Origin of the sequence: Brevibacterium sp. CS2 (genome assembly GCF_005280295.1) — a bacterium.
GTDB classification, from domain to species: Bacteria; Actinomycetota; Actinomycetes; order Actinomycetales; family Brevibacteriaceae; genus Brevibacterium; species Brevibacterium pityocampae.
Genome location: NZ_CP040020.1, coordinates 1277333 through 1292255, shown reverse-complemented (window position 1 = coordinate 1292255; position 14923 = coordinate 1277333). Strand labels below are relative to the sequence as shown.

At 67.6% G+C, this 14923-nt stretch carries 14 protein-coding genes; 9 read left to right on the top strand and 5 right to left on the bottom strand.

The window, feature by feature from the left end; all coding sequences use genetic code 11:
* Nucleotides 1-98 precede the first annotated feature (98 nt).
* From FDF13_RS05665 to FDF13_RS05645, 5 genes are all read right to left on the bottom strand, one after another.
* Nucleotides 99-1574, bottom strand: a complete 1476-nt coding sequence (locus tag FDF13_RS05665) for a hypothetical protein (RefSeq protein ID WP_137318819.1) — start codon at nucleotides 1572-1574, stop codon at nucleotides 99-101.
* Nucleotides 1575-1772: 198 nt separating this feature from the next.
* A complete protein-coding gene (locus FDF13_RS05660; protein WP_137318818.1) occupies nucleotides 1773-2348 on the bottom strand; it encodes a prepilin peptidase in 576 nt (191 codons plus the stop codon).
* 24 nt (nucleotides 2349-2372) lie between these two features.
* A complete protein-coding gene (locus FDF13_RS05655; RefSeq protein WP_137318817.1) occupies nucleotides 2373-2855 on the bottom strand; it encodes a hypothetical protein in 483 nt (160 codons plus the stop codon).
* Nucleotides 2852-4108, bottom strand: a complete 1257-nt coding sequence (locus tag FDF13_RS05650; protein WP_137318816.1) for a hypothetical protein — start codon at nucleotides 4106-4108, stop codon at nucleotides 2852-2854. The genes FDF13_RS05655 and FDF13_RS05650 overlap by 4 nt, the downstream gene beginning before the upstream one ends.
* 70 nt (nucleotides 4109-4178) lie before the next feature.
* Nucleotides 4179-5915: an OmpA family protein gene (locus tag FDF13_RS05645; protein WP_137318815.1), complete on the bottom strand. Its 1737-nt coding sequence runs from the start codon at nucleotides 5913-5915 to the stop codon at nucleotides 4179-4181.
* Nucleotides 5916-6188: 273 nt separating this feature from the next.
* Between FDF13_RS05645 and FDF13_RS05640 the strand changes: the two genes are divergently transcribed.
* The 9 genes from FDF13_RS05640 to FDF13_RS05600 all read left to right on the top strand — a co-directional run bounded on the left by FDF13_RS05640 (nucleotide 6189) and on the right by FDF13_RS05600 (nucleotide 14906).
* Nucleotides 6189-6974, top strand: a complete 786-nt coding sequence (locus FDF13_RS05640; protein ID WP_137318814.1) for a hypothetical protein — start codon at nucleotides 6189-6191, stop codon at nucleotides 6972-6974.
* Between the two features lie 6 nt (nucleotides 6975-6980).
* Nucleotides 6981-7769 carry a Flp pilus assembly protein CpaB gene (gene cpaB, locus FDF13_RS05635; protein ID WP_137318813.1) on the top strand — a complete coding sequence of 263 codons (789 nt, stop codon included), beginning with the start codon at nucleotides 6981-6983 and terminating at the stop codon, nucleotides 7767-7769.
* Nucleotides 7770-7771: 2 nt separating this feature from the next.
* Nucleotides 7772-9415 carry an AAA family ATPase gene (locus tag FDF13_RS05630; protein WP_137318812.1) on the top strand — a complete coding sequence of 548 codons (1644 nt, stop codon included), beginning with the start codon at nucleotides 7772-7774 and terminating at the stop codon, nucleotides 9413-9415.
* Nucleotides 9415-9819, top strand: coding sequence for a hypothetical protein (locus tag FDF13_RS05625; protein ID WP_137318811.1), 405 nt, complete (start codon nucleotides 9415-9417; stop codon nucleotides 9817-9819). The genes FDF13_RS05630 and FDF13_RS05625 overlap by 1 nt, the downstream gene beginning before the upstream one ends.
* Nucleotides 9820-9825: 6 nt before the next feature.
* Entirely contained in the window at nucleotides 9826-11193 is a 1368-nt protein-coding gene (locus FDF13_RS05620; RefSeq protein WP_137318810.1) for a CpaF family protein, read from the top strand.
* Entirely contained in the window at nucleotides 11190-12119 is a 930-nt protein-coding gene (locus FDF13_RS05615; RefSeq protein ID WP_137318809.1) for a type II secretion system F family protein, read from the top strand. Before FDF13_RS05620 ends, FDF13_RS05615 begins: the two co-directional genes overlap by 4 nt.
* Nucleotides 12119-13024, top strand: a complete 906-nt coding sequence (locus FDF13_RS05610) for a type II secretion system F family protein (RefSeq protein ID WP_217494907.1) — start codon at nucleotides 12119-12121, stop codon at nucleotides 13022-13024. The genes FDF13_RS05615 and FDF13_RS05610 overlap by 1 nt, the downstream gene beginning before the upstream one ends.
* Nucleotides 13025-13105: 81 nt before the next feature.
* Nucleotides 13106-14251 (top strand): sensor histidine kinase, encoded by a 1146-nt coding sequence (locus tag FDF13_RS05605; RefSeq protein WP_175406877.1) that lies wholly within the window; start codon nucleotides 13106-13108, stop codon nucleotides 14249-14251.
* A complete protein-coding gene (locus tag FDF13_RS05600; protein ID WP_137318807.1) occupies nucleotides 14244-14906 on the top strand; it encodes a response regulator transcription factor in 663 nt (220 codons plus the stop codon). Before FDF13_RS05605 ends, FDF13_RS05600 begins: the two co-directional genes overlap by 8 nt.
* The last annotated feature ends 17 nt before the right edge of the window (nucleotides 14907-14923 follow it).

The following is a 14923-nucleotide window of genomic DNA, read 5'->3' as shown; positions in this document are numbered from 1 at the left end:
GTCTCATGGGAGTCTCTCCTCACTCGGTGACGTCGGCGCGGACGGCGACGCCCCGGGCCGGAACCCGTCGCCGGGCCGGACCGGGGCGACCTCGCGCGTCACTGCAGGCACGCCTCATTCTGCACGACTTCCCGGTTCCCGGACGGATCCTTCGAGAGGTGGGTAGCTTCGATGAGATCGGCACCGCTGATCGAGCTGTCGATGCTGAAGCCGAGCTTGTCGTTGCCGGACCCCTCGCTCGCGCCGATCGACGAATCCGCACCGGTCTTCTGATAGGTGTTCGCCCCCAGCTGCCCTTCGTCGTAGGCGAGGTTCGAGAAGTCGGTGACCGTGTCGTTGAGCAGGTGATCGGGTGCGCCGTCGTGCATCATGTCGTAGAGGTTCGGGGCGATGAACCCGGACTGGGTGAAATCCGCCCACTGCTTCATCTTCGCTATCTGCTCCGGGGTCATCCCCTCAGTGTTGAGCGTCATCGTGGTCGTCGTGTATGTGCCGCCGTCGGCACCGATGCTCACGGTCTGACCATCGGCGAGCTTGATCTTCCCGTCGGGACCGACGTTGACCGCCCGCGTCTGGGTGATCCGGATCTCGTAGAGCTCACCGTTCTGGTAGGAGATGCCGACCCGGTCCTTCATGGACGCATCGTATCCGGCTCCGTAGGATGCCTTGTTCCCGTCCACTTTGGCGCTCATCTCGGCACGGGCGCTGCCACCGGCCTCGAGCTCGAACTCGTACGAGGTGACGACGCCGCCGTCCTTCGACGTGTCGTTGCGGACGGTGTAGGAGCCCCCGGCGTTCACGGCCGCTTGAGCACTCGCCTCTGCGGAGGGGATACCGGGAATGTCGAGTCCCTCGGGGCTGTCGGTGCCGAGCGGCTCGGAGACCCCTGCCTCGGCCTCGACCTCGAGACTGCCGGTGGTGTAGGTGACATCCGGGTCCCGCGGCGGGGTCGGGTTGCCGGAGATGAAGCTCGCAGGCCCGCCGAGCCAGCCGCCCGACGCCCGGTCGGCGATCTGCACGAGAGCGTAGTCGCGGATCTGCTGCTCGAGCGCTGCAGCGTCCTCGGAGTTCGGATCGACGATCCACGTGTCGCCGAGCGAGAGCCCGCCGTTGATCCCGGCAGACGCTTCGGCCCCTTCCGTGGGGGTGGACAGCTTGGCACCGACCTCGCCTTCGCCGACGAGCGTGTACTTGAGCGTGCCGTCGCTCATCTCCTCGATCTTGATCTGGTACCCGCCCTCGATCGTCACGAACTTGATGTCGAGCTTCGCGGAGCTGTTCTCGGTAGTGGTGGAGACGAGACACGTCGGAGGCAAGTCGTTGGGATTCTCGGACTGTTCCGGCGCAGCTTCCGGGCGTTCGGATCCGCCGCAGTCCCCCGACCCCCCGTTCTCGGAGAATATCCGGCACACGGCAGCCTCGAAGTCCTCCGTGACCTGCGGCTGTGTGGCGACCGGCACGACGATCAGAGTCCCGATGATCGCTGAGGCGATGAGAGCGGTCGCGAGGTATTCGACGCTCACGAGCCCGGTGTCGGACATCCGGGTCGTGCGCTGCTTCAGGGCGCGCAGCATCCGCGCACGGGTGGATGCGGGAACGGGCGGGGAATCCGGCGGATGCGGCACGGGGATGCGGGATCGAGGGGATGAAGAATACATGCCCTCAGGATACGCAGGCCCGTTCCGACGGAGGAGAGCACCGAATCCCACTCATGGACCCAAGCACCCTGGGCCCTCAGGCCCGGTTCTCGCTCCAGCGCACGGAGCCTCGGATCACGCTCCCCCGAACGCCCACAGGCACAGCAGAGCGGCACACAGCATCGCAGGCCCGAAGGGGAAGCTCGTCGAACGCCCCTGACGGGTGAGCACCATGACCACGAGACCGTGGACGAGGCCGAGCACGAGCATCCCGAAGACCCCGACGACCGTCACCAGCGGCCCGAACCACCCGAGAGCCGGCCCCAGGCTCAGTGCCAGCTTGACGTCGCCAAACCCGATCGAGGTCGGGGAGATGAGGAAGAGGGTGAAGAAGAACAGACCGACCCCAGCGCCGGCGAGCAGCGCCATGCCGAATCGGGCCCAATCTCCCCCCGCGGCCGCAGGCACCGCGAGAGCGCCGATCACCAGCGGAACGAGAGGCAGCGTGATGACATCGGGCAGCCGGCGTTCGAGCAGATCGACCCAGATCAGAAGGGGCGCGGCGACGCTCACGAGCAGCGCGGCCCACAGCACTCCGGAATCGGGATCCACGCGCCACACCGTCACGAGCACGGTCGCGAGCGTGCCCAGCACCAGGAGGGCCAGCTCCCCTCGACTGACCCGCCGCGGGAATCTCAGCAGCGGAGACATCGTCTCATTCTCCTCTCCGCCGATTCATCGGCGACGTGACCTCGAACGCCGCGCCGGTCGGCGCTGCGGCCGGCGCTCGCGGGGGGCGCGCTCCTCCCGCGGCGTCAACCGCGCGCGCAGGTGGGCGAGGAGGGCGCCGAGGGCCACCGCGGCCAGCCCCACCCCGAGATCGATGCCGGCGGCGAGGACGAGGGACCCGACCGGCACTCCCGCGTCCCCGATGGCCATCAGGAACGCGGGCAGCACGAACGCGAGCACGAACCCGCTCATGACATTGAGCAGACTCGTCGCCACCGACGCTCGGATGACGATCAGCCGACCGGTGAGCCACCCCGACACGAGTGCGCGGGCCAGGAAGCCCAGCACGCCGAGCAATGTCGCCGCCGTCGTCGGGCCCGCCACGGTGACGAGAGCAGGCCCGCCGATGAGCGCGATCGTGAGCAGGAGAGCTGTGCAGACCACGAACGCGAGAGTCGAGACGAGCAGAGCGGGACCGTAGAACCTCACTCCTCCTCGGTCTCCTCGATCTCGCAGTCGACGAGCGATTCGGGTTCCGTCTCGGGGTTCGCCAGGTCCATCGATTCTGCCGATTCGAGCATGAGCTCACCCACCCCGCGCTGCGGCACCCCGGACACGAGCGACAGCATCGCTGCCGTGCTCAGCGATCCGGAGCCCGCCCGACCGGGAGCATAGCGCGCGCTGACCAGCACCGCGTCGGCTCCGATCCGATCGGCGAGGGCGTCGACGGGATTGCGGTCGTAGTCGCCGTCGACGACCAGGCGGTCGAACTGGCGACGGGGCAGAACCCGGATCTCGGCAGCTCCGTGACGCACGGTCTCGAACACCGCGTCGAAGGCCTCGGCGTTCCGTGCGGTGCGGAGATCGAGGGAATAGGTCCGGATGGCGAACGGCTCGACGTCGTCCGCCGCGGCCGATGACTGGGACCCGACCTGCTGCGACCGCAGCACGTCCATGTTCCAGCGCTCCCGTGCAGTTCCTGACAGAGTCAAACCGACGGGCACACCCCGCGGATCGTGCTCGATCGCATAGGTCAGCATCCCGGTGATGCCCATCCATGCGGCCATCGACGTGATGCGGGGACTCTCCTGCCACGGCAGCTCGGCGACGGCGAAGGTGGTGTACGAGCCGTCCGCACGGGTGCTCACGATCACCGACCGCTCGGTGGCCCCCGGCACGCTCACCGCCGACACCGCAGCATCAGCGGGACGGTTCTGCATCGCGCCGAGGCCGAGCGCCTCCTGCATTCGGAAGTAGCCTGCACCGACCGTGTCATTGGCCGGTCCAGCGCTGGAATCCGCGACTGCGCGATCCCCCGGAGTGCGCCCGACGAGCCAGCGCCGGGCATCGACATGGGAAGTGAATCCGTACTCTTCGAAGGGGCCCACCTCAGCGACCGGGCCGCCCTGCGACGCCTCGGCTGCAACCGGGTGGGGCCCGTCGACCTCGACCACGGTCGCCGTCCCGTCCGCGAACAGGCTCAGCTGCGACCGGCCGTCGTCGACGGGTGCGTGGTAGACCGTCGTGCGGGCTTTGCCGGTGATCGCTCCGCGATCGGGGCGACTGCAGGCGAGTGACATCTCCTCGAGCGTCGTGCATGCGCCGAAACGGCTGCACGCATCCTCCTGGATACGATGCCCCAGCTGCGGGGCCACCGGCAGCAGGACTGCGATCACCACGACAGCGGCGAGTCCTCCCCAGATCCCTGCGCCGAGCTCGAGCCGCGGCCCCCTGCGCTTCATGACCGCCCTCGAGGAGCGGGGCAGGCTCGACGGCCGCCCCCGGCGACCGGAGCACGGAGCTGAGACGTCATCAGCCCTCGGCCCCCGTCGCCTGCTGGCCGAGGTAGGACTCCAGATCGAGCTCCCATTCGCCGCTGTCTGCGAACCGGAGCACCGTGCCGCCCTCCTCGATCGCCGCTGCGGGATAGTAGGCGAACATCGGCGAGCTCAGGGTGAACCCGTGGCCGCGGGTCCCGGCGGCCTCGGTGCACAGACAGCTCACCCCGTCGCCCGTCACCGGCCAGTACTGCTGACCCGAGTCGGTGCCGATCACGGTGACATTGCTGCTCGACGGGTTCTGACCGAGGCCGAAGGAGTTCACCCCGAAGTGCAGGTGGGACTTGACCAGGGCGCTGCCGTAGAAGAGATTGCGCTGGATCGGCCCGCCATCGGCCATCGCGAACGCATAGCCGACCCGGACATGGTCCCCCGCCTCGGCCACCTCGAGCAGGTCTATGCGAAGTGGGGTGTCACCACGGTCGCCGGGCTGTTCGAGGATCGCAGAGGCGAGCACACCGTCGGGCGCCTCGGCCCCCGCCATCACCGGCGCCTCCGGCAGCTCCTCACCCGTCTCGACGCTGAGATCGCCCGAGCCGCTCGGCTGGTACACGAACGAGACCCGGCGATTGAGCGCCCGGTTGTCCTCGTTCGGCTTCCCGTCCGCCGTGAGGTTCGGCGCCAATGGATCCGTCTCTCCGAAGCCCTGCGTCGAGAAGGTGAGCCCGGCATCGGCGAGCTTGGGCTCGACATATTCCCGGACGGTCTCCGCCCGCTTCTCCGACAGCGTCTGGTTGTAGTCCTCCTCGCCCTGATCGTCGGTGTGCCCGGCAATGACGACCTCCTGCCCCTGTGCGGTCGTCCGCAGGGTGTCGACGGCGCCGTCGAGGACCTTCTCCGCCTCGCCGTCGAGCTCGCTCGAGTCGACCTCGAAGAGCACGTCCGCGGGCAGGGAGAGCTCGGTCTCCTCGTCCTCGACGTTGACCGAGGACCCGGTGACGGAGCGTATGCGCGATGCGAACGGCAGCACCGCGCGCTGCGCCGATTCCGCACCGTAGCCCGCCGGGAGCGCCCCGCTGTCGCTGCGGATGTCGAACACGGCAGTCCCCTCTGCGGTGTTCTCGAACTGCTGACCCTCGGACACCGGGATCTCGTCGGTCGGCTCGATGAACTCACCGAACATGACCGAGACCTGCTGCGAGGCGGGAGCGGGGAAGTCGGCGTAGAAGAGCTCGATCTCCTCCGGTACGAAGTCCTCCCCCTGCTCCTTGGAGGTCGTCCGTGAGCACAGGCACTCGTTCTTGCGGTCATTGCTCGCGACATCGGTCTCCGCACCGTAGAGCGGTTCGATGAGATGGCCCGACTGCGCGTCGAGCAGCCGGACCCACGGGACCTGATGGAAGTAGTCCGATCCTCCGGTGAGCTCGTGCGAACCGAGGGAGGGACCCGAGGTCGGCCGCAACCAGGCGCCGACGAGCCGGACGCTGTCTCCCGCCCTGTCGAGGGACAGCACCTGGGCCTTCGCAGTCGCCAGGGCCTCACCGGCCTTGGGTTCGGGCAGCTGCACCTCGACCTCCGCGAGCGGGTCGGGCAGCCGAGCGTCCGACCAGTAGCCGTCGATGTCGACGATGCCCCCCGATGCGTCCGTCGTGTCGGGGGACCGGTCGCGTCCGCCGCCGTCGTCCTGGCCACCCGAGCAGCCGACGGCGCCGAGCAGGGCGCCGATGAGGAACAGGCCGGTCAGCGATCGGCGGAAGGGGATCGAAGTCACGGGAGACCTCCTGGGGAATAAGGGGATTCGTCACGGGGTGGGTGCGGGGAGCTGTCCGGTACATCGTACCCGGGCCCCCTCCGCACGACCCCGTCCGTTCCCACCCCGTGCTCGATCCCGCCGTCTGCCGGGCGGGATCCGAACTCCACGCGAACTCCGCCTGAACCACGGGCGACGTCCACGTAAGCATTTGGCGGGGTGTCCGGGTCCTCCTATGATGGGAGACGCAGATCCCCGGCCGCCCTGTTGCCCTGCCCGCTCAGAAAGTCCCCGATGAAGTCACACCCCTCTCCGCTCCGCACCGACGCTGTCCGCGCGCTCATCCCGCACGAGGACTTCGACGCGCTGCTCGAGCAGCTCGACGCGCCGGAGGACACGTGGGTCGCCCTCATCGTCGATGCCGAACGCGCCACTGAGATCGAGCGCAGGATCAGCCATGCTCGCGCCCGATCCACCGAGAGCAGGGTGCTCATGTTCGAGTCGAACCTCAGTCCGCTCGGCATCCAGGTGCTCACCGAGATCGCCCAGTCCACCCAGACGGAGCTGGATCCGGGTGCGCTGCTCGAACTCCTCCACCGCGTGTCGGGCGCGATCCGGTGTTTCGCAGTGCTCGAATCCGTGGCACGGCTCACGCAGGCTCAGCCGTCGCTCATGCAGCACGCTCTGAGCCTGCTCCCGAGCTCGCGCTTCATTGCGGAGGCGCACGGCCGCGTCCTCCGTGGAACCCGCGCGGAGGACTTCTCCGCGATCCAGCCCTCCGAATCAGCGTCCGTCGCCTTCACCGTCGAAGGCGACCGCCAGGCCACCGAGGCGATCACCGACGCGCTCCTCGCTCGACTGCAGCCGGTGACCGTGGTCCCCCGCAACCGGCCGGCGGGAGCCGGATCACGCTGGTGGGGCCTGGAGCATGCGACCGAGGTCTGTCTGGCCCCTGCGGATCTCGCCCCTCATATCACCACCGTCCGAGAGCAGTCGACCGCGTGCGACTGGTGCGGATTCTCCCGCATCGCGCCGGTCTGCCGCGTCTGCCACCGTCTCGCACCAGACGACCAGGAGTAAGCACCCATGAATCCACGTCAGCGCCGAGGTGTCATCACCCTCGTCATCGCTGCGATCGGCGCGATCGCGGTCTTCCTCGGCGTCGTGTCGTATGTCGGATCGGTCAGTGCCGAGGTGGGTCCGAAGACCACTGTGTACGCGGCGATCGAGGATATCAGCATCCACCAGACGATCGACCCGGGGACTCACCTCGAGACCCAGGAGGTGCCGGACAAGTACGTCACTCCGCAGATGGTGACCCACCTCGATCAGCTGGCCGGTCAGAAGGCCAGGACGGCGATCACGGCCGGCTCGTACATCCAGTCCGACATGCTGGCACCGGTCTCGTCGCTCGAGGACGGACAGCGTGAAATCTCGGTGAACTTCGAAGGGGACGCAGGGATCAACGGCCGGGTCAATCCGGGCGATCTCGTCGATGTGGTCGCGGCCTTCGCCAAGGACCGCGAGAACGACCAGGACGCGAGCTACCGCCGTGCGGACATCCCGTACAACGTCGCCGGTGTCCTCGTCCGCAACGCCGAGGTCGTCGCGGTCGGCCAGCCGGACCAGCAGCTCGCACCCGACGCCGGCCAGGCAGCGGCGCAGGGCGCGCTCGTCGAGACCGTGCCGGTGACCTTCGCGGTTTCGGTCAACGATGCGAGCAAGCTCGCCTATGCCGAGGCGTTCGCAGTATCCCTGCGGATCACACGGTCGGGCAACAACGAGACGGGTTCGACGATCACCGATGACGATCTGTCCTTCGAGGATCCCGATCTCGCACCGGCGCTCGGCTCTGCCGACGGAGGGGGAAACTGATCATGGCACGTGCTGTCATCCTGTCGACCGATGAGCAGAGGGGCTGGGACATCCGCCAGGCGCTCGGCGCCTCCGATGTCGACACCCTGCAGGTCTACACCACGAGCCACGCGCTGCTCCACGGCCTGTCCGCCAATACCGACATCTCCCCCGACATCCTGGCCGTGGACGAGAACTGCGCGCCGATGCCGATGTGGGACCTCGTACGCGAGGTTGCCTCGCGCACTCCTGCGCTCGCGATCCTCGTCGTCCTCGCCGACCCGGCACCGGAGGACTTCGCCGCAGCACTCGACAACGGTGCGCGCGGCGTGGTCCGGTACCCGCTGAGCTACGAGGAGGTCAGCTCACGGGTCGAGAACGCGGTGGCATGGTCCGCCTCGGTCAATCAGGCGGTGCAGAAGCGGTCCGAGAACGAGACCGCAGTGCTCGGCGGCCGACTCGTCGCCATCGCCTCCTCCAAGGGCGGCGCCGGCAGTTCGAGCGTCGCGCTCCACCTCGGGCTGGAGACTGCGCGATCCCGGCCCGGCGACCGGGTGGTCGTCGTCGACCTCGACCTGCAGAAGCCCGATCTGTCGATCCTCCTCGACATCCCGCGATACCGCGACATCACCGACCTTCTGCCCGTCGTGGAGGAACTCACGCCCCGCCACCTCCAGGACGTCGTCCATGAGCACGCTTCCGGGCTGTCGCTGCTGCTCGGCCCCCAGCACGGCGAACGCGGCGAACTCGTCACCGAGTTCGCCGCCCGGCAGATCCTCGGAATGCTCGTCTCGCGCTCGGATGTCGTCATCGTCGATGTCGGATCAGTCATGGGCGAGGCGAACTCGGTCGCCGTGGAAATGGCGGACGAGGTCATCGTCTGCGCCACTCCGGACGTGCTCAGCCTGCGCGGAGTGCAGCGCATCACCGAGCTGTGGAGCCGCCTGTCGATCAGGGACGGCGGCCCTGTCAAGGCACTCCTCAACAAGGTCGACAAGAAGAGCGACCTCCAGCCCGAGACCGCGCGCAGGATCGTCACGGTCCCCACTCTCAGCACCTCCATCCCCCATGAATTCGCTTCCCTGGAACTTGCGGTGAACCGCAGAGACCCCGAACTCGCCGGCGCCGCCTGGTCGAGCAGAATCGAAGATCTAGGAATAGAGATGTCTCTCATCCCCTCGCACTCCCTCGATGACCGAAGCAGCAGACCCCGATTCCGTTCCGCGAGCCGCAGCACCCGGACCGAGACCGCCCCCGATGCTTCAGACGTCGCCGCAGCTGCTCCGGCCCAGCCCGACTCCCGTGCCGCGACGACGGGCCGATCGCGTTTCCGCTCCGACCGAGGTGCCGTGAGCATCGAAGCCGTCGGGATCACTGCGCTGTTCGCCCTCTTCACCGCCATCGCTTTCCAGGTCCTGCTGGTGGGCGTCACCGCGATCTTCGCGAGCAATGCAGCGAACGAGGGCGCCCGCGCGGCCGCTGTCGGCGCGAGCGCCTCACATGCTGCGCACTCCCATACTCCACAGGGATGGCGCGATGGCCTCCAGGTGAGAGAATCGCCCGGACGGGTCTCGGTCGAGCTCAGCACGCCCCTGCTCGTCCCCACCACCGAAGGGTTCGATCTGACCATCCCCGCGAGCGCCGGAGTCGTGAAGGAGCCGTACTGATGATCACCCGCATGCATGCCGCACTCGCACGGCTCCGCGCCGGCCGGCAGGCCGAGCACGGCGCCGTGAGCATCGAGTTCCTCGCCGGCTCCGTCGTCGTGTTCGCCGCCGTCCTCATCGGCCTGCAGGCACTGCTCGCCATGCACTCGCTGTCGCAGGCGAACTCCGCAGCGCGGAACGCCGCCCGCGCCGAATCGATCGTCGCCGGGAGCGGAGTCGCCGCAGGCAACTCCGCCGTCTCGGAATCACTGCGCGCCGGGACCACGACATCCTGCGCGAACGGCGCGGAGATCCGCTGCACCACCACCGTCAGCGTGCCTGTGCTCAACATCAGCTGGCTCGAGGAGCGCGTGCCTCCCATGCAGGTGTCGCGCACCGCTGTATTCCCACGGACGGAACCCTGACCTCGGATGGCACTTCTTCGCAGAGCACAGCAGCAGGCCGATGTCGCCGATGTCGCCGACCCCGGTGGCGAGAAGCTCACGAGCGAGCAGCTCGCCGTGCGCCAATACCGTCGGCTGCTCCTCGAGGAGATCGACCTCGACGAGCTGAGTAAGCTCGACGCCACACAGCGACGGGTCCGGCTCGAGCGCGTGATGAGCCACCTCATCTCCCGCGACGGCCCGGTGCTCTCCGCCCACGACCGACAGGTGATCATCCGACGCGTGGTCGACGAGGCCCTCGGTCTCGGTGTCCTCGAACCCCTGCTCGCCGACCCCACGGTCACGGAGATCATGGTCAACGGGTATCAGAGCATCTACGTCGAGCGCCGGGGCAGGCTCGAGAAGCTCGATGCGACCTTCACCAACTCGGCGCAGCTCATGCAGACGATCGACCGGATCGTCGCCGGGGTCAACAGGCGAGTCGACGAGTCTTCCCCGATGGTCGACGCCCGACTGCCTTCCGGCGAGCGGGTCAACGTCATCGTCCCGCCTCTCGCTCTCGACGGCCCCACCATGACGATCCGTCGATTCCCCACCCCGTTCACGCTCGACGACCTCATCACCAAGGGCTCGCTCGACGCAGCGACGCGCGATCTCCTCACCGCCTGCGTCAGGGCGCGCTTCAACATCGTCGTCTCCGGAGGCACCGGCACCGGCAAGACCACGATGCTCAACGCCCTCTCCGGACTCATCCCTGACGGTGACCGCATCGTCACGGTCGAGGACTCCGCCGAGCTCCAACTCCAACAGCCGCACGTCATCCGGCTCGAATCGCGCCCGGCCAACGTCGAGGGCAAGGGCGCGGTGACGATCCGTGATCTCGTGCGCAACAGCCTCCGCATGCGGCCCGACCGGATCATCGTCGGCGAGGTCCGCGGCGGCGAAACCCTCGACATGCTGCAGGCGATGAACACCGGTCACGACGGCTCCCTGGTAACGGTGCACGCCAACAACGCCACCGACGCGGTGTCGCGACTGGAGACGCTCGCAAGCATGAGCGAGCTCCCTATCCCGTACGAGGCGCTGCGCGATCAGATCAACAGCGCCGTCGATCTCATCGTCCAGCTGTCGCGCGGGGCCGACGGCAGCCGGCGGATCCAGGAGATCGCGGCGGTGACGTCGCGGAGCCGGGCCCAGTTCGAGCTCACTCCCCTCGTGACGTTCCGGGCGAACGCGCTCGGCGCGGACAGAGTGGTCACCGGCGAGTTCGCCGTCCACCCGATGCCGTACCACCTGGCCCATCGCATGTGGCTGTCCGGGTACGAGCTCCCGACGACCTACCCGATCGCCCCTGATCCGGAGACCGGACAAGCGCGCCCGGGCACCCACTCATGAGGGAACTCGTCATTCTCGGCGCCCTCTTCGGAGTGCTCGCTCTCGCCGCGATCGGCTCCTCGGCCTTCATGGTCGGCTCACTCGAGAAGCGCGAGCTGGTGAGGAACCAGACCGAGACCTACCGGCGGAGCTTCCGGGCGCGCTTCGTCACCCCGGTGAATCGTTGGTTCATCGGCACCCGCATCGGCCGACGTCTCGACGACCTCATGCTCCAGGCCAATGTCACGCAGCTCACCCCGGTCGAGTTCGTCCTGATCGGCCTCGTCATCGTCGTCGTGGTCGGCCTGAGCCTCAACACCGTCATGGCGACCTTCTACGCCGTCATGGCCGGGGTGCTCATCGTCGTCGCAATGGTGTACGCGCTCACCATCCTTCGTCACAAGCAGCGGGAGAAGTTCATCGCTCAGCTCCCCGAGTTCGCCCGCATCCTCGCCAACGCGACCGGCGCGGGGCTGTCCATCAACACCGCGCTCCACATCGCCGGCACCGAACTGTCCGACCCGGCCGGGCGCGAGATCCGCCGGATGACGAACGAACTCGACCTCGGAACGCCGATGGACATCGCGTTCGAACGGCTCGAGCGGCGGCTCCCCGGCAAGGATCTCAGCGTGCTCGTGTCCACCCTCGTCATCGCCCACCGCTCCGGAGGATCCCTCATCACAGCACTGCGCGACCTCTCACTCGCGCTCGAGGACCGCAAGGAGACCACCCGAGAGGTCCGCACACTCGTTGCGGAGGCGAGCTACACCGGGTACATGGTCGCCGGCCTCGGAGTGGGTCTGGTCATCATCCTGTCGCTCACGTACAACGACCTGCTGCTCGACCTGACGAGCACGGTCATCGGACAGATCGCGATCGTCATCACCACGGCGTCGTACATCATCGGGATCGTCGCGATCAATCGGCTCACACGGGTGAAGCTCTGATGTGGTCCCTGGCGTTCGGTATCGCAGCACTGTTCATCGCCGGCCTGGCCATGCGCGGCTACGCCCTGGTCAAGACCGACCCGCTGGCTAAGCTCTCGCCCCAGGACCGTGCTCTCATCACCACCTCCGCCAAGCGGAAGCGACGACAGACCGGCCCGCTCGACAGCCTCGCCGCGGCGATCGCGCCCGATGTGGCCAATCTGCTCGGGCCCGCGTACCGACGCTTCGCCAGCGACCGGATCGTCCGGTCCGGCAACGCCGACTATGCGGACTTCCGCCAGTTCATGCAGCAGAAGTGCAAGCTCCTCCTCATCGGTGTCGTGCCGGCAGTGCTCATCAGTGTCCTCGTCCAACCGCTGCTCGGGGTCGGTTTCCTCGTGGCGCTCTTCTTCATCGCCGATATCAGCCTGGCATCGAAGGCATCCGAACGGCAGGAGCAGATCGAGGACGCGCTCCCGGATTTCCTCGACGTCCTCGCAGTGACGGTGTCCGCCGGCCTGTCCTTCCGGGCCGCGCTCGAACGCGTCATAGAAAGGGTCGAAGGGCCGCTGAGCGACGAGCTCCGCCTGACCCTCCGGCAGATGGACGTCGGGCAGTCCCGCAGCGAGGCCTTCGCCGCCCTCCGCAGCCGCACCACCTCGGAATCACTCGAGTCCTTCGTCACCGCTCTCCTCCAGTCCGAGGAGCTCGGCTCCCCGCTGTCCGATGCGCTCGACCAGATCGCCCTCGACATGCGACGCGTCACTGCACAGCGCGCGCGACAGAAGGCGTCCAAGGCCAATCCGAAGATCTCCGCCGTCGTCACCCTCGTCATGGTCCCCGGCACCATGGTGCTCATCATGGTGAGCATGTACTTCGTCGCCGGTATCGATTTCGGAGAGATCCTCTCCAATCTGCAGGGATGACCGGACATGAGACAGCTGCCGCTACCGGAGACGGATTCCCGCACACACCGTGCCACGGCCACCAGTCGGCGCCCTGGTGCCGTGCTTCTGCAGTCGGGGAAGATCGCCCTGCTCCTCCGCCTGCTCTGCGCGTTCCCCGTGCTGCTGAGCTGGCGCTCCGACCGGGCCCCGGTGGTCGAGGTCGTGCTCGTGCTCGTCACCACGGTGCTGTCCGGTGTGCTCATCATCTGGTGGTCGCGCGTCGTGCCGTTCCTGCTCCGCCACCCCGCAGTCGTCCTCGTCGACATCATCGCCTCCCTGGCGCTGCTCGCACTCCAGGGGCCCGATTCCCCCTTCGTCGCCTACATGTTCAGCTCGGCTCTCCTCATCGGCATGCTGTACGCGTACCCAGGGCGCGAGCTGCTGTCAGCCCTGCTCATCACCGGCCTCACCGCAACGGTGTTCCTCGACCGCCTCGCTGACCCGACGCGCTCGGACGGGCCGGTCGATGTGTCTCTCGTCGGCTCGATCGTCGTCATCGTCATCGCAGTGGTCATCGGGAGCTCGCTGCGCACCCTGCAGTCCCAGGTGGACGCCTCTCTCGTGGTGGCGCAGCAGTCCGCCCGCGACGCCGCGCTCGGGGAAGAACGCTCTCGCCTGGCGCGCGAGCTCCACGACTCGCTTGTCAAGACGCTCGTCGGCATCGGGCTGCAGGCGAAGGCGCTCGCCATGACCCAGCCCGGAGCGCAGCCGACCGCCCGGTCGATCAGCGAAGCCGCCGCCGATGCGGTCGCGGAGTCGCGGAGGATCCTCACGAACCTCCGCACGGATTCGACGCCCTCGCTCAACACACTGCTCCAGCGGACCGCAGAGGAGATCGGCGTGCTCCACGGGGTTCCCGTCGATGTGCGGCTGAGCCACGATCTGCCTTTCGATGATAAGCACCGGCACAACATCTGCAAGGTCGCCGAGGAGGCGCTGACGAACGCCGCGCTCCACTCCTCCACCGAGCGGATCGATCTCACCACCCACGTTCACAGCGGGGTGTTCGAACTCGTCGTCACCGACCACGGCCGCGGATTCGCCAAACATGATCGCACCCGCCAGGCCGAGGGACATTTCGGCCTCGCAGGCATGGAGGAGCGTGCTGCGCAGATCGGTTCCTCGCTCGCGATCAGGTCGCGACCGCGCCACGGGACCACCATCACCCTTCGTCACCGGATCCCAGAGGAGGTCATCGATGTCTGAAGCACTGCGGGTGCTCATCGCCGACGACAACAGAGTCGTGAGAATGGGCCTGGAGCAGATCATCGATTCGTCCGACGGGCTCGAGCTCGTCGGCTCGGCGTGCGACGGGCAGGAAGCGATCGACCTCGGCGAGCGCCTCCGTCCCGATGTCTGCCTCCTCGACGTCCGGATGCCCCGACGGGACGGCGTGTCGGCGGCCCGTGAGCTGTCGCAGATCACCACCGTCGTCATGCTCACCCACAGCGAGGAGTCGGAGATCATCGAGGGCGCGCTGGAAGCAGGGGCGAAGGGATACGTCGTCTACCACGAGCTCGATGTCGAGGGGCTCTCGCACGCGCTCCGCTCCGTGGTTCGCGGCAGCATGCTCATGTCGTCGACCGCAGCCGATGTCATACTCTCGAACCACACGCGCCGCAAACAGACCGACTCGGACCACATCCCGGAGCACTCGGGCGGATCCGCACCGTTCGGACTGAGCCGGCGTGAGCACGAGGTCATGGAGCTCGCCGCAGACGGATTGACCAACAGACAGATCGCCCAGCGCCTCTTCCTCAGTGAGAAGACCGTGAAGAACCACATCAACCACATCTTCTCGAAGCTCGACGTCGCGAACCGTGCAGAAGCGGTGAGCGTCTGGTTCAAGAAGCTCCGATAAGACAGGGGAAGAGATGC

Excerpts from the sequence above, each read along its gene's own strand:
- FDF13_RS05660 (WP_137318818.1), bottom strand. The coding sequence starts at position 2,348 with ATGTCTCCGCTGCTGAGATTCCCGCGGCGGGTCAGTCGAGGGGAGCTG.
- FDF13_RS05650 (WP_137318816.1), bottom strand. The coding sequence starts at position 4,108 with ATGAAGCGCAGGGGGCCGCGGCTCGAGCTCGGCGCAGGGATCTGGGGA.
- FDF13_RS05615 (WP_137318809.1), top strand. The coding sequence starts at position 11,190 with ATGAGGGAACTCGTCATTCTCGGCGCCCTCTTCGGAGTGCTCGCTCTC.
- FDF13_RS05625 (WP_137318811.1), top strand. The coding sequence starts at position 9,415 with ATGATCACCCGCATGCATGCCGCACTCGCACGGCTCCGCGCCGGCCGG.
- FDF13_RS05665 (WP_137318819.1), bottom strand. The coding sequence starts at position 1,574 with ATGCTGCGCGCCCTGAAGCAGCGCACGACCCGGATGTCCGACACCGGG.
- FDF13_RS05640 (WP_137318814.1), top strand. The coding sequence starts at position 6,189 with ATGAAGTCACACCCCTCTCCGCTCCGCACCGACGCTGTCCGCGCGCTC.
- FDF13_RS05600 (WP_137318807.1), top strand. The coding sequence starts at position 14,244 with ATGTCTGAAGCACTGCGGGTGCTCATCGCCGACGACAACAGAGTCGTG.
- cpaB (WP_137318813.1), top strand. The coding sequence starts at position 6,981 with ATGAATCCACGTCAGCGCCGAGGTGTCATCACCCTCGTCATCGCTGCG.
- FDF13_RS05630 (WP_137318812.1), top strand. The coding sequence starts at position 7,772 with ATGGCACGTGCTGTCATCCTGTCGACCGATGAGCAGAGGGGCTGGGAC.
- FDF13_RS05610 (WP_217494907.1), top strand. The coding sequence starts at position 12,119 with ATGTGGTCCCTGGCGTTCGGTATCGCAGCACTGTTCATCGCCGGCCTG.
- FDF13_RS05620 (WP_137318810.1), top strand. The coding sequence starts at position 9,826 with ATGGCACTTCTTCGCAGAGCACAGCAGCAGGCCGATGTCGCCGATGTC.